The following is a 23,453-nucleotide window of genomic DNA, read 5'->3' on the forward strand; positions in this document are numbered from 1 at the left end:
TTACTCGCTTACTCGCTATAGAATCACAGTCTTATTGCCGTAAACAAACACGTGATCATTGATCACCTTGTTTAGCGCTTTACTCAATACGTTTTTCTCTACGTCACGACCTGCTTGCGCCATGTCTTTGGCGCTAAAGTTGTGATCAACAGGGATCACGTCTTGTTTGATGATTGGACCTTCATCCAAATCATTCGTCACAAAGTGAGCTGTAGCACCAATGATCTTTACACCGCGCTCATACGCTTGCTGATATGGTTTAGCACCAATAAATGCAGGAAGGAAGCTGTGGTGGATGTTGATGATCTTGTGGTTGTATTTCTCGACGAAGCCCGGAGTTAATACGCGCATGTATTTTGCTAGAACTAGGTAGTCGGCATTGTAGCTGTCGATCACTTCTAGCATTTTCTGCTCGTGCTCTTCACGGTTGAGCCCTTCATGAGAAACGTGGTGATAAGGGATGTCGAAGCGCTCAGTTAGGCTTTGTAGAATATCGTAGTTACCAACCACAGCAGCAATTTCAACGTCTAGGCTACCATCGAAATTCTTCATCAGAATATCACCTAGACAGTGCGCTTCTTTGGTCACTAGCACCACAATACGTTTGCGTGATGAGCCCATTAGCTTGCGCTTAGCATTTTCTGGCAGAGCTTGATCTAAATCGGCAAGAAAGGTCTCGTCATTGAAATACCCTTCAAGCTCGGTACGCATAAAGAAGTGGCCGCTGGTATTGTCTACAAACTCGTTGTTGTGGATGATGTTGAGTTGATGCTTGTAACAAATGTTGGTGATTTTAGAGATTAGTCCCGGCGCATCGGTACAATGCGTCAGCAGTGTTTTCTTTTCCATTTCCATCTTACTTCCATGAAACAATTCTAATTTTTCAAAAAAACTACAGCCAGTCGAACGGTTAACCGCGCTGTAATATGACTGTTATAATTAATCTATTATTAACCGACTTTCAACAAAATATATTGAAGAAGGATTGTTTTGATAAATATCTAACTGCAAACCTATTGAGGTTGTTTATTTTTACTTCCTATTCATATGCTTAATATTTCTATCATACTGATGCAGTCTTGATTCGCACTGGCTCCTCAAACCTGCCATACTTCACGGTCAGACTCCTTAACCTGTACACGGTTTTCTCCAAGTTCGTAAATTATGATATCCAAAACGTTTTCTGCTGATGGTGCGCTAGGTAAAGCAATTCCCGGTTTTCAGCCGCGACAAGCTCAGCTTGATATGGCCGAAGCGGTTTCTAATGCAATTAAAGATTCAAGCCAGTTGGTGGTTGAGGCTGGGACTGGTACAGGTAAAACTTTTGCTTACTTAGTTCCCGCTCTATTGAGTGGTAAGAAAACCATCATAAGTACGGGTTCCAAAAACCTTCAAGAGCAGCTTTTCCATCGCGACCTTCCGCTAATGACCGACGCTCTCGGCTTTTATGGACAAGTGGCACTGCTAAAAGGGCGTTCTAACTATTTGTGCTTGGATAGACTCAGTCGTCAGATGGTTGAGAGCCACGGCACACACACTGACCCAACGTTGCTTGCACAGTTAGTTAAGGTGCGCAGCTGGTCGTCATCGACTCAAACTGGCGATCTTGGTGATTGTGATGATATCGCCGAAGATAGCCCAATTATCCCGACAATTACCTCTACTAACGACAATTGTTTAGGTAAAGAGTGTCCAAGTTATACGGACTGTTTTGTTCTTAAGGCTCGTAAAAAAGCGATGGATTCGGATGTGGTTGTGGTGAACCACCATCTATTCTTGGCGGATTTGGCGATCAGAGAAACTGGCTTTGGTGAGCTAATTCCCGATGCGGATGTGTTTATCTTCGATGAAGCGCATCAACTGCCCGACATTGCCAGTGAGTACTTCGGTCAATCGGTGTCGAGCCGCCAGATACATGAACTCGCAAAAGATATTGAGATTGGTTATCGCACTGAAGCCAAGGATATGCGCCAGCTTCAAAAAGTGGGCGACAGACTGGTTCAGTCTGCTGCTGACCTCAGAATTGTACTGGGTGACACTGGTTTTCGTGGGAACTGGCGTGAAGCATTGAAGTCTGAGTCGATTGCTCGTGAATTGGTGCGAATGCAAGACGCTCTGCAGTTGGCCGTTGATGTTCTTAAGCTGGCTCTTGGGCGCAGTCAATTATTGGACACCGCGTTTGAGCGTGCCACTTTGATTAAGGCTCGTATTGAGCGCGTTTGCGATGTTTCAATTACTGGTTACTCGTATTGGTATGACACCACGCCACGTCATTTTGCCCTGCATATTACACCGCTGTCTGTGGCGGATAAGTTCCATGAACAAATTGAGCTCAAACCAGGAGCATGGATCTTTACATCGGCAACGCTCGCGGTATCGGATGACTTTGACCACTTTACCTCTCGCCTTGGTTTAAAACCGAGTCAGCAGTTCTCGCTACCAAGCCCGTTTGATTACCCGAAACAAGCGCGTTTATGCGTGCCTCGCTACTTGCCTGAACCTAACAGCCCGGGGCTAGCGGATAAACTGGTGCGCATGCTTGCCCCTGTGATTGAGCAGAACCAAGGGCGGTGTTTCTTCCTTTGTACCTCTCACAGCATGATGAGAGAGCTGGGTGAGCGCTTTCGAGAAACATTGAGCGTTCCAGTACTGCTACAGGGTGAAACCAGCAAACAGAAAACCTTGGCTGAATTTATGGAATTAGGTAACGCATTGCTGGTGGCAACGGGCGCATTCTGGGAGGGGATAGATGTTAGGGGCGACGCGTTAAGCTGTGTTATCATCGATAAATTACCCTTTACGGCACCGGATGATCCCTTGCTCAAAGCGCGGATCGAAGATTGTAAGCTTAAAGGAGGCGATCCATTTGCTCAGGTTCAACTGCCTGATGCGGTGATCACCCTTAAGCAAGGTGTCGGGCGATTGATTCGAGATAAGAGCGATAGTGGCGCACTGATCATTTGCGATAATCGTTTAGTGACTCGGGATTATGGCGGCATTTTCCTGGGGAGTTTACCTCCTATTCCACGCACCCGAGATTTAGGGATAATTAAAGAGTTTCTAGCCGAAGCGAACAAGTCATAAGTGACGCTTTGGCCACTGTTTTTAGATTTAGATAACGAATATTTGAGACATAAATGAGCGCAAAAATTCTTGCAGTAGATACAGCAACGGAAAACTGTTCAGTAGCATTGATGGTGGGAGAGCAAGTGTTCGCCCGCAGTGAAGTAGCACCACGTGACCATACCAAGAAAGTACTGCCTATGGTTGATGAAGTACTGAAAGAAGCGGGATTGACCTTAGCTGAGCTTGATGCGATTGCATTTGGTCAAGGTCCAGGTAGCTTCACTGGTGTACGCATTGGTATCGGTATCGCACAAGGTCTAGCGTTTGGTGCTGATCTGCCAATGATTGGTGTATCGACACTGGAAGCCATGGCGCAATCGAGTTACCGCCAGTTTGGTGATACACATGTTGCAAGTGCCATTGATGCTCGTATGAGCGAAGTTTACTGGGCTCGTTACAGTCGTGAACAAGACGGTCGTTGGTCTTTGACTGATGAAGAGTGCGTTATCCCGCCACAAGAGCTAGTGAACCAAATTGAAGCAGACCAAAACACTTGGGCAAAAGTTGGTACAGGTTGGGCTGCGTACGCTGAGCACATGGATACGCTATCATTAACTACAAAACCAAGTGACGTTCTTTACCCAGAGGCGCAAGACATGGCGTTTATCGCTCAGTTTGCATTTGCGGCGGGTAAAGCGGTTCCAGTAGAAGAGTCTGAGCCTGTTTATCTGCGTGATAAGGTGGCGTGGAAAAAGCTTCCAGGTCGTGAATAACTTCTAGGTCGTGAATAACTTTTAGGTTGAAAATAGCTTCTTGGTTGCGAACACTTCCTTGGTCGTAAATAAGCGTCTTAGTCAGGAATAAACAAAAACGTCATAACTTTTACAAGGTTCTGATAACCCATGACTCTAGATAGTACATATTTAGAGTCATACCGAGGCAGAGATTGAGTGAATGGTATCAATTAATGGTTTACCTCCTTCTTCGATAGGCAATACATCTAAAGCCAATCGCACCAACAAGAAGAATCAGGTAAAGAAAACCGATGCAAAGACCTCTGTGGGGCAGCCCACTAAGGTAGCCAATGCTGTCTCGCACTCTATTCGTCATGTTCAAGAATCAGATATTCATCGAGCTCAAGTTCAGTACGACCTCCCTGAAGGACGTGGACGAAAAGCGATGGAAGAGTATATGGATGTTATGAACCAGGCGAAAAAAGAGGAACTTACAAGACTCATCGGTGTCGATATTTATATATAAAAACATCAATTTATCTTCTATTTTAAGGGTTAGAACCATGTCGATTTCCCCTGCAAAGTTACGCCTTTTCGCCCTCGGCTTATTCTCAGTATTATTGGTTGGGTGTTCATCCTTACCTACTGAACTGGAAGCCTCTTCAGAACCAGTAATTACCGATTACCAAGAGTGGGTAAATCAACTCCCTGATGCTAAGGATGTCCGTCTGGGCGGTGTGATAGCTAAAGTCACTAACCTCAAAGATAAATCACGCGTTGAAGTGGTAAACATGCCGATCTCTAGCAGCGGTAAACCCGATCTCGATGCGGAGCCAAGTGGTCGCTTCGTGGCTTATGTAGATGGTTACGTAGAACCTCTAAGCTTTGCGGAAGGTCGCTTGGTGACATTTGTGGGTCAATCGGCAGGCTCAGAAGATGGCAAAATTGGTGAGTTCCCGTATACATTCCCGGTGATGAACGCTGATAATCAGCGCCTATGGCAAATCACAGAGCGTGTGATTGTGAATGACTTTGCTCCGACGTACTACTCGTGTCGCAGCCTACATTGTCGTAGTTTCCATACCATGCCAAGACAAGGCCGAGTGGTGCAAGACTTAGAATAGTCATTGGGCTATTGCTTTTACATCCCGTTTGAATAGACAAGATTAAGGAATGATCACAACGGATGATTGAAAAATCCTATTCACTCCCGAGTGGCACTATGGTGTGCCAAGAGCTCGGAAACCCAGAAACGGCCGCTTTGACGGTCGTTTTTGTTCATGGCTGGCTGGATAACTCGGCCAGTTTTACCTCTCTAATGCAGGCCATACACACTCAGTCAAACCACTACCATTTGGTGGCGATAGACCTGTTTGGACACGGACACTCCTCGCATAAAGCCGGCAGTTATTACCCTTTTCATGACTATATCGATGATTTACATCAGTTGATGGGTAAATTATCGCCAAACAGACTAGTACTAGTAGGACATTCGCTTGGTGCATTGATCGCAAGTTGCTATAGTGCCGCCTTTCCTGAAATGGTGTCTGGATTAATCCAAATTGAAGGTCACGGACCTCTTTCCGAAGCTCCCCAAGCAACAGTCTCTCGTTTGCGAGATGGGGTACTCAGTCGTCAACGACAGCGAAGAAAGCCTTCACGTCCATTAGCTAGCCTAGAGGACGCCATTAAACTGAGATCTCATGCTAATCAAATTGCACCAGATTTGATCGCTCCCGTTGTTGTTCGAGGCATTGCGCAATTTGAGGGCGTTTGGCAGTGGCGTAGTGACCCAAAATTGAAGTGTGATTCTGTTTATCGCATGTCTCAGTCACACGCGGATGCGATAAATGAGGCTATAGAATGCCCTCAATTGATAATCTTGGGAAATGAAGGATTTAAGGATTTACAGCATAATCGCTACAAATCCACTCAAAATCCCCCAATTATTAAGATGATTTCAGGTGGACACCATTGTCATTTAGAGAACCCAGAGTCAGTTTCTGAGCTAATTCTTGGTGTAGTTAACAAAATTTAAACAAGTGTTTGAGCCTTTTAGTGCTCATGCACTAAAGCTGTGCTGTAATATCGCCATGATAAATAGCGGCGAAACAGTCGTCAGCTGATAAACGAGGAGTAACATCGTGGATAAACCTTGGCTTTCACGTTATCCAAGTGACGTACCAGAGCAGATCAACCCAGATCAGTACCAATCTTTAGTTGAGATGTTTGAGCAGTCTGTACAGAAGTACGCTGATCAACCTGCATTCGAAAACATGGGCTCGGTCATGACATTCCGTAAGCTCGAAGAGCGTAGCCGTGCTTTCGCCGCTTACCTACAAAATGATCTGAAGCTGAAAAAGGGCGATCGCGTCGCTCTAATGATGCCAAACCTACTGCAATACCCAATTGCACTATTTGGTGTACTTCGTGCTGGTATGATTGCAGTTAACGTAAACCCTCTGTACACCCCACGTGAACTTGAGCATCAGCTAAACGATTCGGGCGCAAAAGCGATTGTTATCGTTTCGAACTTTGCGAGTACGCTTGAGAAAGTGGTCGATAATACTCCTGTTAAGCACGTAGTACTGACTAGCCTTGGTCAGATGTTACCGCGTGCGAAGGGTACGATTGTCGATTTCGTAGTGAAGTACGTAAAAGGCATGGTTCCTAAGTACGATCTTCCGGGCGCAATCTCATTCCGCAAGGCACTGCATAAAGGTCGCCGTCTACAATACGTAAAACCATTCATGTCTGGTGATGACATCGCGTTCCTGCAGTACACAGGTGGCACTACGGGTGTAGCGAAAGGCGCAATCCTGACGCATCGCAATATGATCGCGAACGTTCTTCAAGCGAAAGGAGCGTACGGCCCTGTATTGAATGAAGGTCGTGAGCTAGTGGTAACGGCACTACCTCTTTACCACGTATTCGCACTGACAGTGAACTGCTTACTGTTTGTAGAAATGGGTGGTCGCAACCTGCTTATTACTAACCCTCGTGATATCCCGGGCTTCATCAAAGAGCTACAGAAAGTCCCATTCACGGCGATTACCGGTGTAAACACACTCTTTAATGCGCTTGTGAACAATGAAGATTTCCATGAACTGGACTTCAGCAACCTACGCCTATCTGTGGGTGGTGGTATGGCAGTGCAACGCGCTGTTGCTGAACAATGGAAGAAGGTAACAGGTATTCACCTACTGGAAGGCTATGGTCTAACCGAGTGTTCTCCACTGGTTACGGGTAACCCTTACGATCTTAAAGATTACACGGGCGCTATTGGCCTACCTGTGCCGTCGACAGATGTTCGCATCATTGATGACGAAGGCAATGTTGTTGCGAATGATCAAGTGGGTGAGCTGCAAGTACGTGGCCCTCAAGTGATGCAAGGCTACTGGCAGCGTCCTGAAGCGACCAAGGAAGTGATCGACCATGATGGTTGGTTGTCGACTGGTGATATCGTTAAGTTCGATGATGAAGGTCTACTGCACATCGTTGACCGTAAGAAAGATATGATTCTGGTATCTGGCTTCAACGTTTACCCTAACGAAATCGAAGATGTTGTAGCTCTGCACGGTAAGGTACTGGAAGTTGCGGCAATTGGCCAACCACACGAAGTTTCTGGTGAGCTTGTGAAGGTTTACGTGGTTAAGCGTGACCCAAGCCTGACGAAAGAAGATGTGATTGCGCACTGTCGTGAGCACCTAACAGGCTACAAAGTACCAAAACTGGTTGAGTTCCGCGATGATCTACCAAAGACCAATGTAGGTAAGATCTTGCGCCGCGTACTGCGTGAAGAGAACGATGCTGAGCTTGCTAAACGTGCAAGTGCATAACTGATGGTCTTACCGCTTAATCTAAGCGGTTAATGTAAATTAGTGATAGAATGCCGACAGTGAATGTCGGCATTTTTGTATCCGGCGGAATAATTAAATCAGTGAGAGTTTTTGTGAACTATCAAATCATTACCCAATTGAAAGACCTTGAACGTGTATGTCAGCAAGCCCGTGAAGCCGATGTTGTGATGCTTGATACCGAGTTTGTCCGTACCAGAACTTACTATCCACAGTTAGGTTTGATTCAATTATTTGATGGTGAAACTCTGTCTTTGATTGACCCAATCGCATTGGATGAGATGACCCCGTTCGTATCGCTTCTAAAAGACGCTTCGGTACTGAAGGTGTTACATGCTTGCGGTGAAGATCTGGAAGTATTCCAGAATGCATTTGGTTGTACGCCAACACCAATGGTGGACACGCAAATCATGGCCGCTTTCTTAGGACACGGTTTATCGACGGGGTTTGCTGCACTGGTATCTGAATTCGTTGGTATTGACCTGGATAAGAGTGAATCACGCACCGATTGGTTAGCGCGCCCATTATCGCAAAAGCAGTTGGATTACGCCGCAGCAGACGTTTACTACTTGCTGCCAATGTATAACAAGCTGCTAGAGAAAGTGATGGAAGCTGGCTGGTGGGATGCCGCGCAGCAAGAGTCTGATCTGCAAGTCAGCAAGCGTATTCGCTCAATTGAGCCAGAGAACGCTTATCTAGACATTAAAGGTGCTTGGCAGCTAAAACCTAAGCAACTAGCTATCTTGAAGCCTTTGGCAACTTGGCGATTAAAAGAAGCAATTAAGCGTGATCTAGCGCTTAACTTCATTTTCAAAGAGCAAGACCTTTGGGCGGTGGCTCGTTTTGCTATTAAAAATCCAAAACGCATGGAAGAGGAAGGTTTTGATTTCCGCTCAGTGCGTCGCCACGGTGCGAAAATCAGCTCTATCGTAAAACTGGCGGAGCACACACCAGAAGAGGAGTACCCAGCGGTTGTTGAACGTTTGATGGACTTCCCTGGTTACAAGCAGATGTTTAAAGTCCTCAAAGATGAAGTGAAGAAAGCATCTCAACATAGTGGTTTGGCGACTGAGTTTATCGCTTCTAAAAAACAGCTTAATCAAGTCTTGAGTTGGGTTTGGAAACACGATCGCAACCCAGAAGAATTGCCTGATGTAATGCAAGGCTGGCGACTAGAAATTGCAGGTGAGAAATTGAATAAGCTGATTAAGTAGCCAGTTTTCTGATTCGCAGATAGATATGAAGGGGTAAAACACAATCGTTTTACCCCTTTTTTGTCATTACGATTTGTCGTCGCTTGTGGACGTTTCTTTCTCTTTAGCTTCAGCCAGTTGCTGTTCCAGTTCCATGATTCTTAGTTCAGCTTCGAGCTCGGCAACGCGTTTCTCTGCGTCACTGCGATTATCTTGTGAGTGACCATCCGCCAGAACCTGAGTGTTTTCACTCTGGCGAGAGTCATCAAGGTCTTTCATTGAACCAGCGACACCTCCTGTAACACCACCCGCTACAGCGCCTTTCACTGCTAGCCCTGGTTCACCAGTAAGCGCACCTAATGTTGCCCCCATCAAAGCACCTCCTGCGGCACCGCGATTTCTAGCGGCATTTTCATTGTCTTTGTCCATTGCAGGGGAACTACATCCAGTAACAACCAATACAGAGGTAATGATGATGGCTTTTAATGTGTTGTTTAGGTAAGTCATAGTTGTACTCTTTCTGTCTGTAGGGAACCTATTCAGAGTACAAAAAACAATCAGGCTTGGATAATGCTGACTCTTTATAGAAATAATAACCAGTGGTTATGGTTTGACATATGTATGGATTGTCTTGAGATATAAAAATGGCCCACTTGAAAGCAAGTGAGCCGTTTTAGGGATCTAGAATTTCGACGAAATTACTTGTCGTCTTCTGGCAGTTTGACGTTCAATTCAAGAACAGAGATATCATCGTCTTTGTGCTCGAATGATAGGTCTACCATTGAAGGATCTACTTCAACGTACTTGGCAATACACTTCAAGATGTCTTCTTTTAGTTGCGGCAGGTACGAAGGTGCAGGGTCGTCATGGCTGCGACGTTCTGCCACGATGATCTGCAAGCGTTCTTTGGCTAGGTTAGCTGTGGTTTTCTTCTGTGGTCTAAAAAACTCTAGTAGTGACATAGTTGATTAGCCCCCGAATAGTCGTTTGAAGATGCCTTTCTTCTCTTCCGTTAGGAAGCGGAAGTCCACTTGGCTGCCGAGTAGACGGTCTACAGTATCACTGTAAGCCATACCTGCGTCAGTGGCTTCGTCAAAGATTACTGGTACACCCTTGTTTGATGCGTTCAGTACTGCTTGGCTCTCCGGGATTACGCCCAATAGCGAGATGTGAAGGATCTCTTCTACATCTTCTACGCTTAGCATTTCGCCTTGGGTTACACGCGCAGGATTGTAGCGTGTTAGCAGTAGGTGAGTTTTCACTGGCTCTAGGCCGTCTTCAGCACGACGTGACTTAGAATCTAAGATGCCTAGAATACGGTCTGAATCTCGAACTGAAGACACCTCTGGGTTAGTCGTCACAATAGCTTCATCTGCAAAGTAGAGTGCCATCAAAGCGCCTTGCTCAATACCTGCTGGAGAGTCACAGATGATGAAGTCAAAGCCCATTTCGTCTAGCTCATCAAATACACGACGAACACCGTCTTTGGTTAGTGCATCTTTATCACGAGTTTGAGAGGCTGGAAGAATGTATAGATTGTCTGTGCGCTTGTCTTTGATCATCGCTTGGTTCAGAGTTGCTTCACCATTGATAACATTAACGAAATCGTAAACGACACGACGCTCACAGCCCATGATAAGATCGAGGTTACGCAGACCAATATCAAAGTCGATAACCGCTGTTTTCTTTCCTTTCAAAGCTAAACCTGAGGCAATAGCTGCACTGGAGGTAGTTTTACCAACACCGCCTTTACCTGACGTTACAACGATAATGCGTGCCATTATTTTTTCCTTTTATTTCTTTATAGTGCGAGTACGTCAACACGTAGTACGTCGTTGTCCATGCTGAACATGGTCTTCTTTTGCCAATACTCGCTTTCAATTTGATCGCTGAGCCAGTAGTTGCCTGCAATGGAAACCAGCTCGGCTTGTAAATCGTTACAGATAATCTTTGCTTCAGTTTGACCGCTTGCGCCTGCAATTGCGCGGCCGCGTAATGTGCCATGAATATGAATACTGCCATCCGCAATCACTTCCGCTCCAGCACTCACGTGACTCAAAATTAATAGGTCACCATCTTTAGCATAGACCTGTTGTCCAGAACGAATCGGAGTTCTTACCACTTTTGTGGGCGCCATCTTAGCCGGAGCCTGTGAAGGGGACTTGCTGGCCGTCATTACAGCGAAACCAGCTTCTTTTGCTAGGTTTTGCATGCGTTTATCAGAACAGCCCGTTACGCCGACAGGGATCATACCTGCTTGAGATATGCCGTTTTTAAGTTGGAGGAAGTCGATATCACCGGCAACTTGGCTGATGTTAATTACCACAGGAGCTGAAGCAAAAAAGTTTGGTGCTTGGTCGACTTTTTCTTGAAGGAATGACGCTGCATTTTCGACGTTATCATCGGATAAGTGCAAGACAGATAGCGTAAAGCTGCTACCTTTTAAATCTGGGTTACTAGACATCGAAAACTACAGGACCTCAATAACGGTTGGCTACAATTTCTTTCATCTTTACGATAAAGGACATTGCCTGAAACTAGGCTTATCATGTTATATTCCCAGACCAAGCACAGCAAGTGATCTTGTTGTCAAATGGACGTTTTGTTCCCAATATTTCACCAACATAAACTATTGATCTCGCATGTGAGAGTTTTGTAGTCATAAACATTTAGAAAAGGTTTGTCATGCTGTGTTCTATATATAAAAGCTCAAAAAAAGAAGGAACATACCTTTATATCCCTAAAAAGGATGATTTTTCACAAGTTCCTGACGCATTGATGGAAATGTTTGGTAAACCTAGCTTCGTAATGGTCATCAAAATGGATGGCCGTAAATTGGCGCAAGTGAACATCGATAAAGTTCGTGAGTCTCTAGAAACCGACGGCTTCTTTTTACAATTGCCGCCACCACCAGTGAATGAACTTGAGTTGTATAAGGAGCGTAAGGCTCAACAAAACACTCAAGATGAAGAGTAGTCTTACTCACCTTATTCAGGGAGGAATGATCGTTGAGTAAATTATCGCAAACCCTAATTACCGTGTCGGCGTTGTTGGCCGGCAGTGCAGTGGCTCCGTTACACGCTAACGAGTTGAGCTTTGAGCAGTTTGTTGAAAAGCTAAAACAGCAGGGCTCAGAGCAAGGCATCTCTCAATCGATCATCGACCAAGCCTTTGATGGCGTGACGTTTAAACCGCGTGCAGTGAAGGCTGATAAAAATCAGCCAGAGAAAAAACTGACGCTCGACAAGTACATCCCAAGAGCAGTTCCTGCTTGGAAGGTTAAGCAAGCGCAGTCGCTTTATGATAAGCACCATACTGAGCTGAAACGCATCGGTGATGAGTATGGTGTTCAACCTCGCTTTATCGTCGCATTGTGGGGCGTTGAGAGTAACTTTGGTACTTTTACTGGCAATTACCGTGTGATTGACGCGCTAACTACCATGGCTTACGAAGGTCGTCGCGAGGCGTTCTTTACCAAAGAAGCGATGGCAGCACTGACCATTCTTGAAGAGGGGCATATTAAACCTCAGGATATGAAAGGGTCGTGGGCTGGAGCGATGGGGCAACCTCAGTTTATGCCAAGTTCATTCCTAGCTTATGCAGCGGATGGTAATGGTGACGGTAAGAAAGACATCTGGAATACCGAAGCTGATGTTTTTGCTTCTGCGGCGAATTATCTGAGCCAGTCTGGTTGGGATGATAAGTACACATGGGGCAGACAGGTAAAAGTGCCGGCGAATATCTCGCTAGATATGCAGGGCCGCTCGGAAGAGAAAGGTAAGTACCTTCAAGAGTGGTCAAAGCTGGGTATTACGCGCTTTGATGGTAGCCCACTGCCTAAGCTTGATGAAGATATTAAAGCTTGGTTGATCATGCCGGATGACCAAACCGGGCGCTCTTACTTGGTTTACAACAACTACAATGTACTGATGAAGTGGAATCGTTCGTACTACTTTGCACTGGCAGTGAGTCACCTCGCTGATCGAATTAAGTTTAAATAGCTTAAGTTTAAAGAAAGCAACCAAGGCAAAGCGGCGTAAGCCAACAGATTAAAAAGGACTCTTCGGAGTCCTTTTGTTTTTTAGTAAATAGTGTTCCAGATTAATGGCTTATTTTAGATAGGCCGTTTTTAAGTTAGATAGAGGGCAAACGAGTGTTAACAGACAGAGCGGCACAAATGGTGATCTTCCACGCCTTGATTAAGCATGGCGGTTTTACCAGTGCAGCGAAGAGCTTAAATGTATCGGTATCGCACATCAGTAAGCAGATCGCACTGTTGGAAGACAACATTGGGATTAAGCTGGTTCAGCGTACGACGCGCAGCCTCACGTTGACCGAAGCGGGTGAAGTGTTTTATCAGCACTGTGAGCAGTTGTTTGGTACGCTCAAGGCTGCACAAATGGACATGGAAAGCCAGCGTGATGATGTTTCTGGTAAGTTGCGAGTTGGTATCTCACAATCGTTCGGTACTTTGCATGTCATTCCCGCTATTGATCAGTTACGTCAGCTCTATCCACAGCTCAAAGTCGAGATTCACCTATTCGATTACAAAGTGGATATGATCGAAGAACGCTTGGATCTTTGGATCACCAACAATGAAGAGTTGCCGGAAGGCTACATTGCTCAGCGATTAGCAGACAGCCAGTTTGTGGTTGCGGCATCACCGGACTACTTGATCAAAGCAGGTACGCCGAGTTGCCCTTCGGATCTGAGCGACCACAACTGTCTTATCTATCGTAGCCGTGAGCGTGATTATACCTCTTGGGCGTTCGATAACGGACAAGAAAGTTTATGTGTCACCGTTAGTGGTGATTACTCTGTCGATCTAGCAGAGGCGGTAAGAGACGCAGCTGTGGCAGGTTGGGGAATCGCCTATCTTGCGACTTATCTTGTTAAAGAGGAGTTTCGCAGTGGTCAGCTAATTCAGGTATTACCTGAGTGGAAAGCCAGTCAGATCATGCCATTTTTTGCTGTCTATCCAAGCCGCAAGAACATGCCAAAGAAGCTATCCACGGTGATTGAGTTCCTGAAACAGCACATTGGTTCTCCGACGTATTGGGATAAAAATCTGAAAACTTGCGTTGAATTACACCGCTAACTGTCGCTGTTTTTGAAAATATAATTTCTATATGGAAAAAGTATTAAAAATAATCAATAAAGTTTTAATTAATTCAATGAGTTATATATTTGGTGCTTAAATGGACAGTTAAGCCAACATCCATGTAACAACCACTGCTTGCCGCAAACGGTTTCCTCTATACAATGCGTCGCCTTTCCTACTACAACTTTTCAGGTTTGACGCATATGGCATCCCTAATTGGAATCATTACTCTTCTAGTAATCGCTTGGTTACTATCTACGGACAGAAAAAATATTCAGCTAAGAACGGTGTCTCTTGCTTTCTTACTTCAGGTCACTTTTGCACTGCTTGTGTTGTACGTACCTATGGGTAAAGACGTGCTTAATGGCGTGACGGGAGCCGTTTCGAGCTTAATCAATTACGGCCAAGAGGGCATCGGCTTCCTATTTGGTGGCCTAACCAATAGTGGTTTCGTATTCGCGATTAATGTTCTCGGTATCATCATTTTCTTTTCAGCTCTGATTTCAGGTTTGTACCACATCGGTTTCATGCCAAAAGTGATAAACCTAATTGGCGGCGCATTGCAGAAGCTGTTAGGTACAGGCCGTGCGGAATCTCTTTCTGCTACGGCGAACATCTTCGTTGGCATGATTGAGGCACCATTAGTGGTTAAGCCTTACCTGAAGCACATGACCGATTCTCAGCTGTTTGCGGTAATGACTTGTGGTTTGGCATCGGTAGCAGGCGGCACGCTAGTTGGTTATGCGTCTCTAGGAGTGGATCTGAACTACCTAATTGCAGCGGCATTTATGTCTGCGCCTGCCGGTTTATTGATGGCAAAAATCTTGGTACCGGGCAGTGCTAATGAGACTCAAGAGAGCATTGAGTCAGATGTAGAAATTCCACGAGCAACGAACGTAGTTGAGGCAATGGCAGATGGGGCTATGTCTGGACTTCGTATTGCAGTCGCAGTGGGTGCAACACTTCTTGCTTTTGTCAGCGTGATTGCAATGCTGAACGGCATGCTAGGTGCAGTTGGTGGCTGGTTCGGCGTGGACCTAAGCTTCGAGCTTATCCTAGGTTATGTGTTTGCACCCGTTGCATGGCTGATTGGTGTGCCATGGAACGAAGCGGTTGTAGCGGGTTCACTGATCGGTAATAAGATTGTTGTGAATGAGTTTGTTGCCTTCATTCAGCTAATGGAAGCGAAGGAAGCACTAAGCGAACACTCTCAAGCTATCGTAACCTTTGCACTGTGTGGCTTTGCGAATATCTCAACCATGGCGATTCTAATCGGTGGTTTGGGTAGCCTAGTTCCAGAGCGACGCTCATTCATCTCTAAGTATGGCTTCCGCGCGATTTGTGCAGGCGTACTAGCGAACTTGATGAGTGCTTCGATTGCTGGTGTAGCGCTGTCGCTATAGTCTTTTCCATAAGTGAATAGCCAACAAAAAAGCCGCGACGTATTGTCGCGGCTTTTCATCATTTGAAGCAATGGCTACATGAGATAATAGCTATTTGAGGCGGTGGTTACTTGTTAGAGTGGAACTGCTCACACGCGATCATTGTGTTCTCGATAAGGCTTGCAACCGTCATCGGGCCAACACCACCAGGAACTGGAGTAATGAAGCTTGCACTCTCTTTTGCAACATCGTACTCCACGTCACCCACCAATTTACCTGACTCTAGGCGGTTGATACCAACATCGACCACCACGGCACCTTTTTTGATCCATGCACCCGGAATGAAGTTAGGTTTACCTACAGCAACCACAACAACGTCAGCTTGACGCACGTGGCCTTCTAGGTCTTTAGTGAAACGGTGACAAGTCGTCGTAGTACAGCCCGCTAGAAGCAGCTCTAGAGTCATAGGACGACCAACGATATTTGATGCGCCAACAACAACAGCGTGCTTACCACGTAGGTCGATGTTGTAGCGGTCAAGCAGAGTGATGATGCCTTTTGGCGTACAAGAACGTAGCTTAGGGATACGCTGTGCCAGACGACCGACATTGTATGGGTGGAAACCATCAACGTCCTTTTCTGGCGTAATACGCTCTAGTACGTGTGTGCTATCGATACCGGCAGGAAGAGGTAGTTGAACAAGAATGCCATCAATCTCTGGATCTTCGTTCAATTGGTCAACAAGAGTAAGTAGTTCTTCTTCGGTTGCCGTTGTAGGTAAGTCAAAAGACTTTGATACAAAGCCGACTTCCTCACACGCCTTGCGCTTGCTCCCCACATAAACTTGAGAAGCTGGGTCTTCACCCACTAAAACTACCGCTAGGCCTGGAGCTCGTAAGCCTGCTTCAGTACGCGCTTTTACACGTGCAGCAACTTCAGAACGAACGGTTTGAGATATTAGCTTTCCATCAATATTTTGAGCAGTCATGAATTTCCTTAGTATTGATATTCAAGTTAGTGGCTGATGTTTTGGCGCATTATTCCAGAAAACGTTTTTGATTTCCATCAAGCAAACGTTTGCTTTGGTCTAATTTTCAACACTTATAATGCCTTTGCCCTTTTTTTACTCACTTAGATCAGAATGTTAGATAAAGCCGTTGCTTTACTGATTCGAATTCGTATAATTCTTTCCTGTAGCGCGCCCTTAGCTCAGCTGGATAGAGCACGTCCCTTCTAAGGATGTGGTCGTAGGTTCGAATCCTACAGGGCGTGCCATTTATTTTAAGAAACCCGATAGCTCTTTGAGTTGTCGGGTTTTTTGCATTTCCGGCTTAATTATATTTGTGACTTAGTTGCTCGTCACTCTGTTATTTTTTTGCTTGATGGAACTGTTAGAAATTCATTTCAAGAGTCTACAAACTGTATCAAGTTTTTTCCCTTTAATTGATAGGGTTAAAAGTTCTGGGATATAAAACCAGTGGCTATAATAACTGACACTTAAAATGGATTTTAACCTCAGTAGTACTCAACTCTTCTATCGATTGATTGATAAGAACGCCAGCGAACGCGATCTTATCCTCTCTGATGTTCGTCAAAACTCGCCCCAACTTGCCCGTAACGTCGATGAATTATTGAAACACGCCAACAATGATTTTGCGATTAATGCATTGGAATTGCATTTATCGACAGCTAATGAATCTACCGTCTGTTATGAAAACCTTCGCGTTGATCGTTATGTTATCGGTCATGAGTTGGGCAGAGGAGGATTTGCGGCGGTTTATTATGCTGCTCGCTACGATTCACGGTTTCATCACCAGTACGCAATCAAATTTTTCCATCCCGAGATCTTAGGACTGTTAGGTCAAGAGGCACTCTTTTCAGAGGCACAGCTCCTTGCTAGTGTTAGCCACTCCAATATTGCCAAAGTCTACGATGCTGGTATCTATAACGGAGCAGTGTATATCGTGATGGAGTTCGTCGATGGGGTGAACTTGCGCGACTACTTAAGCTCACGGTCGTTGAGTTTCGATCAGAAGTTGATGCTGTTTCGAGATATTTGCTTGGCTGTCGATCATGCTCATCAACATCAGGTTATTCATGGCGATCTTAAACCCGAAAACATACTTGTTTGTAGTGATGGTGTACCGAAAATCATCGACTTTAACATTGCTCAAAAAGTACAAAGGCTGAGCACTGGGGATAGGGAATTAATCACCCAAAATGTTTTGGCACTCACGCGAAACTACGCAAGCCCAGAGCAGCTTGATAACGATGCGATAGACAAGCGAACGGATGTGTACGCCTTAGGTCGGATTCTGTATTTGGATATCCTCCGAGCTCAGCCGAGAGGCGATATCACCAAGGTCGTGGCTTTAGCGACTCATTCCTCCCCTAGCCGCAGATATGCCAGAGCCAAAGATCTTGCGCAAGATATCGAAAATGTTCGCTGCTTTTTCCCTTTAAGCCAAGAGTCCAAAGTAAGCGTTGAAGTGATAAAGAAATCAATGATTCGTTATCCAGTGTTTACTCTGTGTAGTACTGCTCTAGTGCTGAGCATGATGGCTATCATTATGGCGTTGTCGACCGCGACTCAAGATCTCAATCGTCAAAAGCTGACATTGGACGAAATGCTCAATGACGTGACGGCCAGTGTTTATCCCCTGAACAACAATTTAACAGATTGGGAAGCGGTAATTGAGAACCGAGAAAACCAACGCAAGCTCGTGTTGGAAACTCCCTCACGGTCATTCTGGCCACAAAGGCGAGGAGATTTGAATTCTTCAATGCAAGTCGTCAGTAGCAGCACTGCTGATGACATCGAATACAACATCATTGATCCAATGAATATACAGCTTATGCAGTCTGAAGGAGACCAAGAGCATGATGAGATTCATCCAACCGATGAGGTTGTCACTTTCAATGAGTCCGTGGGGTAACAAGCAATGACTGTAACCAAAGAGGTTAGGGTCGATAGCGATCATCTCACGGAGCTGATTTCACAGTGGCAGATGGGTTGTAAAAAGTCTGAAGAGCAGATATTTCGTTTTGGGCAGTGGCACAATCATCAACCCAATGACTAACATGGTGAACAAACTTCTTGCTGAAGACTCGGAATTGACAGTTGCTGAAGCTGAGGAACAAGTCGTTGCTGCTATCACGGGTGACGCAGGTCTTGAGGTGTCACAAGCTCTTATCTTTGGTGACTACATTGCCGATACCACAGAGCAGGCAGAAGCACTGAATTTGATTGGTGAAGTGCTGGTAGATCATTCCGACCAAGATATCGAAACCAAGCTGAAGCTGACTCAAGCGATGGCGGAGGCAATGCAAGAGATCATTGATGCCGACGGTCAAACACTAGACGACTACTCGCCTATTATTGATATTCCATCAGATGGCGGCGATGTCACCGTTATCCCAAATACTCGTCCAAAAGTTGTCGGTACCACTGAGCCCGTTGAATTGACGCTGGGTGAAGCATGGCGTCCATACAACGTGAGTGACAAATTCCAAGATGCTGAAGGCGATGATATTACCTTCACTATGGTTGTTGTTGAAGGTGAAGGTAATAATGGCCTGTCTATCGATTCACTAACCGGCTTAATCACAGGTGAACCTGAGATCGCGGGCGGTTTCACTTATCACATTTTCGCGACCGATGAGCATAACGCTCGTTCATACCCACTAACGTTTGAAGTTACCGTGTTAACGGATAACCAGCCTCCAGTTGTTGATGAAGGCGAGCTTGCAAACCTGCAGTCGACCATGAATACATGGATGCTGACAGAAGGCGAGTCGTTGACGGATACGCTTGATGTAAGCGTGCTGTTCACTGATCAAGATGGTGATGCTCTAAGCTACAAAGTAGAAACGACGCTATCAACCGTTGCACGCACAGGCTTCAACGCTCTAGTGGACGACGAGGGTGTCGTGAGCTTTACCGGTCTGATTCCGCGTTCAGCTGCAGCGGGTGCAGAAACACTGACTGTTTCAGTGAATGATGGTGTAAACAGTGAATGGGTTGCGGCAACTCTGAGCTTCCCGATTATTGAAGAAGCGCCACTACCACCAGGCGATTCTCACCCGTTAGAGGATAACACTTGGTATTTCCTTGATAGAGGTTCTAACGGCACAAATTACTCTCAAGTATGGTGTGACACAGTACGTTTTGAAGATGGGGAGATCTTCTATAACGATCGCGACCAAAGTAATAAGACTACGTGTACAACTGAAGCGACAATGAAAGTGGGAACTTATGTTGTCGAGGGTGACACTATAGTCGGTTCATATACGGAAGACGGCGATACGATGACCATGCGCTACGATGTCACTAATGACTACGATAGCAACGTTATCTCGCAAGGTGCGGTGAGCATGCTTTGGACAGAAGAGGGACGCTCGAGTCGTTATGTTGGATTTAGCAGTCAAGCGGATGCAGAAAAGCGTATTCAAGTGAAATCCAGTGATGGCCCTGGGTTGCGTGATGCTTATTTATACTGGCCTGGTGAACAAGAGCACCAATACCAATTAATTTCTACCTCATTGCAGATGAACACAGCAGCGCTTTCACCAGGTAATTCTCACGACTACATCAAGGTTTGGATGAATGGTATTAGCTGTGACGGATTGTTGAATTCTCATGATGGCGATGCCGCTATCTTTGAACGATTCACTGTGACATCTGAGTCGCTTTCCGCTGACAATGGTTACAGTCTATCTCCATACTTTTGTGATGACATCTACGAAGGTAGTACGCCGAATGCGGTATTTTCTTTCCTATTCGGACTACAAGATAGTCACTCACTTGAGTTAGATGAGAACTATAGCATCATTGGCCAGATCAGTGATGAGTGGAGTGAGTACATCACTGACGTGAACTTCAACATGGTGTGGGATGGCTCGTCAAACGACGATTAATGGGAAGCTCCCGATTCAGATATACCCTGAATAATAAGGTGGATCCAATAATTGAATTAAGGGAGCCTAGCGATAGGCTTCCTTTTTTATTTTTCGATAAACTGACAATTGTTCCCTATTGGGGGTTTACATCATTTAGTAATAAAGCCACTATGAATCCACGAAGAATAGACAAGTAAAGCCGCTAGGAAGAAGGTTTACTTATTCAAACCGCCTCACTAGCTGCTAATTTAGAGGAAGCAATGGCAGGAAACAGTATCGGACAACACTTTCGAGTAACTACATTCGGAGAGAGTCACGGTATCGCACTAGGATGTATCGTAGACGGGTGCCCACCAGGATTACAAATTACCGAAGAAGATCTGCAGAAAGATCTGGACCGTCGTCGTCCGGGGACTTCTCGCTATACCACTGCTCGTCGTGAAGCTGACGCAGTGAAGATCTTGTCGGGTGTTTTTGAAGGTCAAACTACGGGTACATCTATTGGTCTACTAATCGAAAACACAGACCAACGCTCTAAAGACTATTCAGAAATTAAAGACAAGTTCCGTCCGGGTCACGCAGATTACACATATCATCAGAAATATGGTGTACGTGATTACCGTGGTGGCGGTCGCTCTTCAGCTCGTGAAACAGCAATGCGTGTAGCAGCGGGTGCAATTGCGAAGAAATACCTTAAGCAAGAGTTCGGTGTCGAGATTCAGGCATACCTATCTCAGATGGGCGATATCGCTATCGAGAAAGTAGATTGGAACGAAATCGAGAACAACGCATTCTTCTGTCCAGACGCAGATAAAGTGCCAGAGTTCGATCAGATGATTCGTGATCTACTGAAAGAAGGTAACTCTATCGGTGCTAAGATCCAAGTTGTGGCAAAGCAAGTACCAGTCGGTCTTGGTGAGCCGATCTTTGATCGTCTAGATGCTGACATCGCACACGCACTAATGAGCATTAATGCGGTTAAAGGTGTTGAGATTGGTGATGGCTTTGATGTCGTTAACCAAAAGGGCAGCGAGCACCGTGACCCACTAACACCGGAAGGCTTCACAAGTAACCACGCTGGTGGCATCTTGGGTGGTATTTCAACGGGTCAAGATATCGTAGCAAGCATCGCGCTTAAGCCAACTTCAAGCATCACCGTGCCGGGCGATACTATTACTAAAGATGGCGAGCCTACACAGTTGATCACTAAAGGTCGTCACGACCCATGTGTTGGTATTCGTGCAGTGCCAATTGCAGAAGCTATGCTAGCGATTGTCCTGCTGGATCATCTATTACGTCATCGTGGTCAAAACCACGGCGTGACAACCAATACGCCTCAAATCTAACGATTGAGTGTATAGGATATGGATTAAAAAAGGGTTGCTTCCTGTTGGAGCAACCCTTTTTGTTTTCGAGTGAATGCGTTATATCTAATTAGTTCACAGATCAGTGAACAGAGCTTTCAGGGTCTAAGTGGAATGATGGTAGACGCCACTTAAAGCGCACTGCTGCCATTCGCAATAGGTAGCCAACAACCAAGGTTGTGATGGTTGCGGTTACATCATTAATACCAAACTCTAGTAATGCGAGGTATAGGCCTGATGCGATAAGTGCGATAGATGCGTAAAGCTCCTCATGCAGCACAAGTGGCGTTTGGCGACAGATAAGGTCACGCAGTAGCCCACCAAAGACACCAGTGACCAATGCTGACACCATACAGATCATTGGGTGCAGACCCATGTTCATGGCTACTTTGGTACCGATGATGCTAAATACAATCAAGCCAAGTGCGTCTAAGCGAATAAATAAGCCTTTGAGCTTAATCACCCACTTTGCTAGGCCGGTAGTGATGACGCCCGCAATGCACGTAATGGCAAGAAACTCTGGGTTTTCCACCCAGCCTAGCGGATAATGGCCAAGCAAGATATCTCGAACTGTACCACCACCAATTGCGGTTGCGCTTGCAACCAGCATTACACCAAACCAATCCATTTTTTGTTTACCAGCGCTGAGTGCGCCAGTCATGGCTTCTGCCGTGATACCAATGATATATAAAACACTTAGTAGCATTGCTGTAACTCTATAATTTCGGTCTATAAAATCGTGATTTATGAGCCGTGCGATATAAAAAAGAAGCGCGAGTTTAGTGCGAAAAGTCACATTTTACGAATGAATATTTGTACCGCGAATTGGCGTTTCAGATTAGCTAAACTAATCATACAACCTAAGGTGGGTTAATCTGGGGTGGGCAATCGATTATCATGGCCCGATGAGCTTACCAACCCAATGACATTACGCTGAATAGGGCTTTACCAAGCACTCAAAAAAACGCAAAATGCCCTCGTTGTTCTTATTTATTTTTTATCTTATGACGCATCAATATCCAGATATCATCAACATCTTCAACCGCACCTTTTTCGAGAGCTTTAATACTAAGTTAGAGTTGGGAGAAGATGAGCCGATTTACCTTCCAGCGGATGAGCAAGTTGCTCACCATCGGATCATCTTTGCTCGTGGGTTTTACGCATCAGCTTTACACGAGATTGCTCACTGGTGTGTGGCTGGCCCAGAGCGTCGCTTATTGGAAGACTTTGGCTATTGGTATGAGCCGGATGGTCGCACTGAGGCTGTGCAAGCGGAGTTTGAGAAGGTAGAAATTCGACCTCAAGCATACGAATGGATCTTAGCATTGAGTGCAGGCTTTCCTTTTAACGTCAGCTGTGACAATCTACACGGCGATTTTGAGCCAGATCGTTTGGCCTTTATGAAAAAGGTGCACAACGAAGTCATGGGTATTTTAGAAGTGGGTTTGCCACCTCGCGTAAAAATGCTGTCAGAGGCATTGCGAGACTTCTATGACATTGCTCCATTGACGGCGAACCAATTTATTGTGAAATAAGAGAAGACTATGATTATCGAATTTGAAGAAAAGCTACTTGAAGTAATTGATGCTCGTATTGAGAATGCCTCTGATGATGAGCTGTTTGCGGGTGGCTATCTGCGTGGTCATATTTCACTGTCTGTTGCAGCGTGTGAAGAAGAAGGCATCGAAGATATTGCTGAAGTAAAAGTTCGCATCGAAAAGAGCCTAGAAGACGCTCGTGCAGAACTGACTCCAGCAGACCGTACTATCGTTAACGACCTATGGGTTGAACTACAAAACCTCGCTTAACTTCTTCATAAATGGCGCGCTGATTTAACCCTCCTTGTGGTGCGCCGTT

The 23,453-nt window shown here is 45.5% G+C and carries 24 protein-coding genes and 1 tRNA gene; 18 read left to right on the forward strand and 7 right to left on the reverse strand.

Annotation, left to right across the window (positions count from 1 at the left end):
• Positions 1 to 15: 15 nt before the first annotated feature.
• Positions 16 to 849 carry a formyltetrahydrofolate deformylase gene (gene purU / locus KI743_RS22405; RefSeq protein WP_032552212.1) on the reverse strand — a complete coding sequence of 278 codons (834 nt, stop codon included), beginning with the start codon at positions 847 to 849 and terminating at the stop codon, positions 16 to 18.
• Between the two features lie 315 nt (positions 850 to 1,164).
• On the opposite strand from purU, the gene KI743_RS22410 reads away from it, so the two are divergent.
• The 7 genes from KI743_RS22410 (at position 1,165) to rnd (ending at position 8,871) form a co-directional block, all read left to right on the forward strand.
• Entirely contained in the window at positions 1,165 to 3,084 is a 1,920-nt protein-coding gene (locus KI743_RS22410) for an ATP-dependent DNA helicase (RefSeq protein ID WP_285468315.1), read from the forward strand.
• Between the two features lie 53 nt (positions 3,085 to 3,137).
• Positions 3,138 to 3,839, forward strand: coding sequence for a tRNA (adenosine(37)-N6)-threonylcarbamoyltransferase complex dimerization subunit type 1 TsaB (gene tsaB, locus KI743_RS22415; protein ID WP_285468316.1), 702 nt, complete (start codon positions 3,138 to 3,140; stop codon positions 3,837 to 3,839).
• A 181-nt stretch (positions 3,840 to 4,020) separates the two neighbouring features.
• Positions 4,021 to 4,326 (forward strand): chromosome partitioning protein ParA, encoded by a 306-nt coding sequence (locus tag KI743_RS22420; RefSeq protein WP_150869051.1) that lies wholly within the window; start codon positions 4,021 to 4,023, stop codon positions 4,324 to 4,326.
• Positions 4,327 to 4,363: 37 nt separating this feature from the next.
• Positions 4,364 to 4,924, forward strand: a complete 561-nt coding sequence (locus tag KI743_RS22425; protein WP_285468317.1) for a Slp family lipoprotein — start codon at positions 4,364 to 4,366, stop codon at positions 4,922 to 4,924.
• Between the two features lie 62 nt (positions 4,925 to 4,986).
• Entirely contained in the window at positions 4,987 to 5,838 is an 852-nt protein-coding gene (locus tag KI743_RS22430; protein ID WP_032551880.1) for an alpha/beta fold hydrolase, read from the forward strand.
• A gap of 106 nt (positions 5,839 to 5,944) precedes the next feature.
• Positions 5,945 to 7,639 carry a long-chain-fatty-acid--CoA ligase FadD gene (fadD, locus tag KI743_RS22435; RefSeq protein WP_150869048.1) on the forward strand — a complete coding sequence of 565 codons (1,695 nt, stop codon included), beginning with the start codon at positions 5,945 to 5,947 and terminating at the stop codon, positions 7,637 to 7,639.
• A 113-nt stretch (positions 7,640 to 7,752) separates the two neighbouring features.
• Positions 7,753 to 8,871 carry a ribonuclease D gene (rnd, locus tag KI743_RS22440; protein WP_285468321.1) on the forward strand — a complete coding sequence of 373 codons (1,119 nt, stop codon included), beginning with the start codon at positions 7,753 to 7,755 and terminating at the stop codon, positions 8,869 to 8,871.
• A 66-nt stretch (positions 8,872 to 8,937) separates the two neighbouring features.
• Here the strand turns inward: rnd and KI743_RS22445 are convergent, their stop codons facing one another.
• From KI743_RS22445 to minC, 4 genes are all read right to left on the reverse strand, one after another.
• Entirely contained in the window at positions 8,938 to 9,357 is a 420-nt protein-coding gene (locus KI743_RS22445) for a glycine zipper family protein (protein ID WP_150869046.1), read from the reverse strand.
• Between the two features lie 191 nt (positions 9,358 to 9,548).
• Positions 9,549 to 9,812 carry a cell division topological specificity factor MinE gene (gene minE / locus KI743_RS22450; RefSeq protein WP_032551884.1) on the reverse strand — a complete coding sequence of 88 codons (264 nt, stop codon included), beginning with the start codon at positions 9,810 to 9,812 and terminating at the stop codon, positions 9,549 to 9,551.
• Between the two features lie 6 nt (positions 9,813 to 9,818).
• The gene (gene minD, locus KI743_RS22455; RefSeq protein ID WP_032551885.1) at positions 9,819 to 10,631 is read right to left on the reverse strand and encodes a septum site-determining protein MinD; all 813 of its coding nucleotides are present in this window, start codon (positions 10,629 to 10,631) and stop codon (positions 9,819 to 9,821) included.
• 20 nt (positions 10,632 to 10,651) lie between these two features.
• On the reverse strand, positions 10,652 to 11,314 hold the full coding sequence (gene minC, locus KI743_RS22460) for a septum site-determining protein MinC (protein WP_285468322.1): 663 nt from the start codon (positions 11,312 to 11,314) through the stop codon (positions 10,652 to 10,654).
• A gap of 221 nt (positions 11,315 to 11,535) precedes the next feature.
• On the opposite strand from minC, the gene KI743_RS22465 reads away from it, so the two are divergent.
• From KI743_RS22465 to KI743_RS22480, 4 genes are all read left to right on the forward strand, one after another.
• Complete coding sequence (locus KI743_RS22465) at positions 11,536 to 11,826, forward strand: YcgL domain-containing protein (protein WP_032551887.1); 291 nt, start codon at positions 11,536 to 11,538, stop codon at positions 11,824 to 11,826.
• Between the two features lie 32 nt (positions 11,827 to 11,858).
• A complete protein-coding gene (locus KI743_RS22470; protein WP_285468323.1) occupies positions 11,859 to 12,851 on the forward strand; it encodes a lytic transglycosylase domain-containing protein in 993 nt (330 codons plus the stop codon).
• A 176-nt stretch (positions 12,852 to 13,027) separates the two neighbouring features.
• On the forward strand, positions 13,028 to 13,948 hold the full coding sequence (locus KI743_RS22475) for a LysR family transcriptional regulator (protein WP_285468338.1): 921 nt from the start codon (positions 13,028 to 13,030) through the stop codon (positions 13,946 to 13,948).
• Between the two features lie 206 nt (positions 13,949 to 14,154).
• Positions 14,155 to 15,354 (forward strand): NupC/NupG family nucleoside CNT transporter, encoded by a 1,200-nt coding sequence (locus tag KI743_RS22480; RefSeq protein WP_285468324.1) that lies wholly within the window; start codon positions 14,155 to 14,157, stop codon positions 15,352 to 15,354.
• A gap of 106 nt (positions 15,355 to 15,460) precedes the next feature.
• Here the strand turns inward: KI743_RS22480 and folD are convergent, their stop codons facing one another.
• Positions 15,461 to 16,321: a bifunctional methylenetetrahydrofolate dehydrogenase/methenyltetrahydrofolate cyclohydrolase FolD gene (gene folD, locus KI743_RS22485; RefSeq protein WP_285468325.1), complete on the reverse strand. Its 861-nt coding sequence runs from the start codon at positions 16,319 to 16,321 to the stop codon at positions 15,461 to 15,463.
• Between the two features lie 210 nt (positions 16,322 to 16,531).
• Here folD and KI743_RS22490 point away from each other — a divergent pair.
• The 5 genes from KI743_RS22490 to aroC all read left to right on the forward strand — a co-directional run bounded on the left by KI743_RS22490 (position 16,532) and on the right by aroC (position 21,578).
• Positions 16,532 to 16,608 (forward strand) — tRNA-Arg (locus KI743_RS22490).
• Between the two features lie 227 nt (positions 16,609 to 16,835).
• Positions 16,836 to 18,269: a serine/threonine-protein kinase gene (locus KI743_RS22495; protein ID WP_285468326.1), complete on the forward strand. Its 1,434-nt coding sequence runs from the start codon at positions 16,836 to 16,838 to the stop codon at positions 18,267 to 18,269.
• A 6-nt stretch (positions 18,270 to 18,275) separates the two neighbouring features.
• Entirely contained in the window at positions 18,276 to 18,413 is a 138-nt protein-coding gene (locus tag KI743_RS22500) for a hypothetical protein (protein WP_285468327.1), read from the forward strand.
• Position 18,414: 1 nt separating this feature from the next.
• Positions 18,415 to 20,250 (forward strand): putative Ig domain-containing protein, encoded by a 1,836-nt coding sequence (locus KI743_RS22505; protein WP_285468329.1) that lies wholly within the window; start codon positions 18,415 to 18,417, stop codon positions 20,248 to 20,250.
• Between the two features lie 242 nt (positions 20,251 to 20,492).
• Positions 20,493 to 21,578: a chorismate synthase gene (gene aroC / locus KI743_RS22510; RefSeq protein ID WP_032551893.1), complete on the forward strand. Its 1,086-nt coding sequence runs from the start codon at positions 20,493 to 20,495 to the stop codon at positions 21,576 to 21,578.
• A gap of 100 nt (positions 21,579 to 21,678) precedes the next feature.
• On the opposite strand, the gene KI743_RS22515 is transcribed toward aroC, so the two are convergent.
• Positions 21,679 to 22,302: a trimeric intracellular cation channel family protein gene (locus tag KI743_RS22515; protein ID WP_150869040.1), complete on the reverse strand. Its 624-nt coding sequence runs from the start codon at positions 22,300 to 22,302 to the stop codon at positions 21,679 to 21,681.
• A gap of 298 nt (positions 22,303 to 22,600) precedes the next feature.
• On the opposite strand from KI743_RS22515, the gene KI743_RS22520 reads away from it, so the two are divergent.
• On the forward strand, positions 22,601 to 23,131 hold the full coding sequence (locus tag KI743_RS22520) for an elongation factor P hydroxylase (RefSeq protein WP_285468330.1): 531 nt from the start codon (positions 22,601 to 22,603) through the stop codon (positions 23,129 to 23,131).
• Between the two features lie 9 nt (positions 23,132 to 23,140).
• Complete coding sequence (locus tag KI743_RS22525; protein ID WP_032551895.1) at positions 23,141 to 23,404, forward strand: YfcL family protein; 264 nt, start codon at positions 23,141 to 23,143, stop codon at positions 23,402 to 23,404.
• Positions 23,405 to 23,453 lie beyond the last annotated feature (49 nt).

Origin of the sequence: Vibrio sp. D420a (genome assembly GCF_030248625.1) — a bacterium.
In the GTDB taxonomy this organism is placed as follows: domain Bacteria; phylum Pseudomonadota; class Gammaproteobacteria; order Enterobacterales; family Vibrionaceae; genus Vibrio; species Vibrio fortis_A.

Coding starts and splice junctions, on each gene's coding strand:
- purU (WP_032552212.1), bottom strand. CDS start 849: ATGGAAAAGAAAACACTGCTGACGCATTGTACCGATGCGCCGGGACTA.
- KI743_RS22410 (WP_285468315.1), top strand. CDS start 1,165: ATGATATCCAAAACGTTTTCTGCTGATGGTGCGCTAGGTAAAGCAATT.
- tsaB (WP_285468316.1), top strand. CDS start 3,138: ATGAGCGCAAAAATTCTTGCAGTAGATACAGCAACGGAAAACTGTTCA.
- KI743_RS22420 (WP_150869051.1), top strand. CDS start 4,021: ATGGTATCAATTAATGGTTTACCTCCTTCTTCGATAGGCAATACATCT.
- KI743_RS22425 (WP_285468317.1), top strand. CDS start 4,364: ATGTCGATTTCCCCTGCAAAGTTACGCCTTTTCGCCCTCGGCTTATTC.
- KI743_RS22430 (WP_032551880.1), top strand. CDS start 4,987: ATGATTGAAAAATCCTATTCACTCCCGAGTGGCACTATGGTGTGCCAA.
- KI743_RS22445 (WP_150869046.1), bottom strand. CDS start 9,357: ATGACTTACCTAAACAACACATTAAAAGCCATCATCATTACCTCTGTA.
- minE (WP_032551884.1), bottom strand. CDS start 9,812: ATGTCACTACTAGAGTTTTTTAGACCACAGAAGAAAACCACAGCTAAC.
- minD (WP_032551885.1), bottom strand. CDS start 10,631: ATGGCACGCATTATCGTTGTAACGTCAGGTAAAGGCGGTGTTGGTAAA.
- minC (WP_285468322.1), bottom strand. CDS start 11,314: ATGTCTAGTAACCCAGATTTAAAAGGTAGCAGCTTTACGCTATCTGTC.
- KI743_RS22465 (WP_032551887.1), top strand. CDS start 11,536: ATGCTGTGTTCTATATATAAAAGCTCAAAAAAAGAAGGAACATACCTT.
- KI743_RS22475 (WP_285468338.1), top strand. CDS start 13,028: ATGGTGATCTTCCACGCCTTGATTAAGCATGGCGGTTTTACCAGTGCA.
- KI743_RS22480 (WP_285468324.1), top strand. CDS start 14,155: ATGGCATCCCTAATTGGAATCATTACTCTTCTAGTAATCGCTTGGTTA.
- folD (WP_285468325.1), bottom strand. CDS start 16,321: ATGACTGCTCAAAATATTGATGGAAAGCTAATATCTCAAACCGTTCGT.
- KI743_RS22495 (WP_285468326.1), top strand. CDS start 16,836: ATGGATTTTAACCTCAGTAGTACTCAACTCTTCTATCGATTGATTGAT.
- KI743_RS22500 (WP_285468327.1), top strand. CDS start 18,276: ATGACTGTAACCAAAGAGGTTAGGGTCGATAGCGATCATCTCACGGAG.
- KI743_RS22505 (WP_285468329.1), top strand. CDS start 18,415: ATGGTGAACAAACTTCTTGCTGAAGACTCGGAATTGACAGTTGCTGAA.
- aroC (WP_032551893.1), top strand. CDS start 20,493: ATGGCAGGAAACAGTATCGGACAACACTTTCGAGTAACTACATTCGGA.
- KI743_RS22515 (WP_150869040.1), bottom strand. CDS start 22,302: ATGCTACTAAGTGTTTTATATATCATTGGTATCACGGCAGAAGCCATG.
- KI743_RS22520 (WP_285468330.1), top strand. CDS start 22,601: ATGACGCATCAATATCCAGATATCATCAACATCTTCAACCGCACCTTT.
- KI743_RS22525 (WP_032551895.1), top strand. CDS start 23,141: ATGATTATCGAATTTGAAGAAAAGCTACTTGAAGTAATTGATGCTCGT.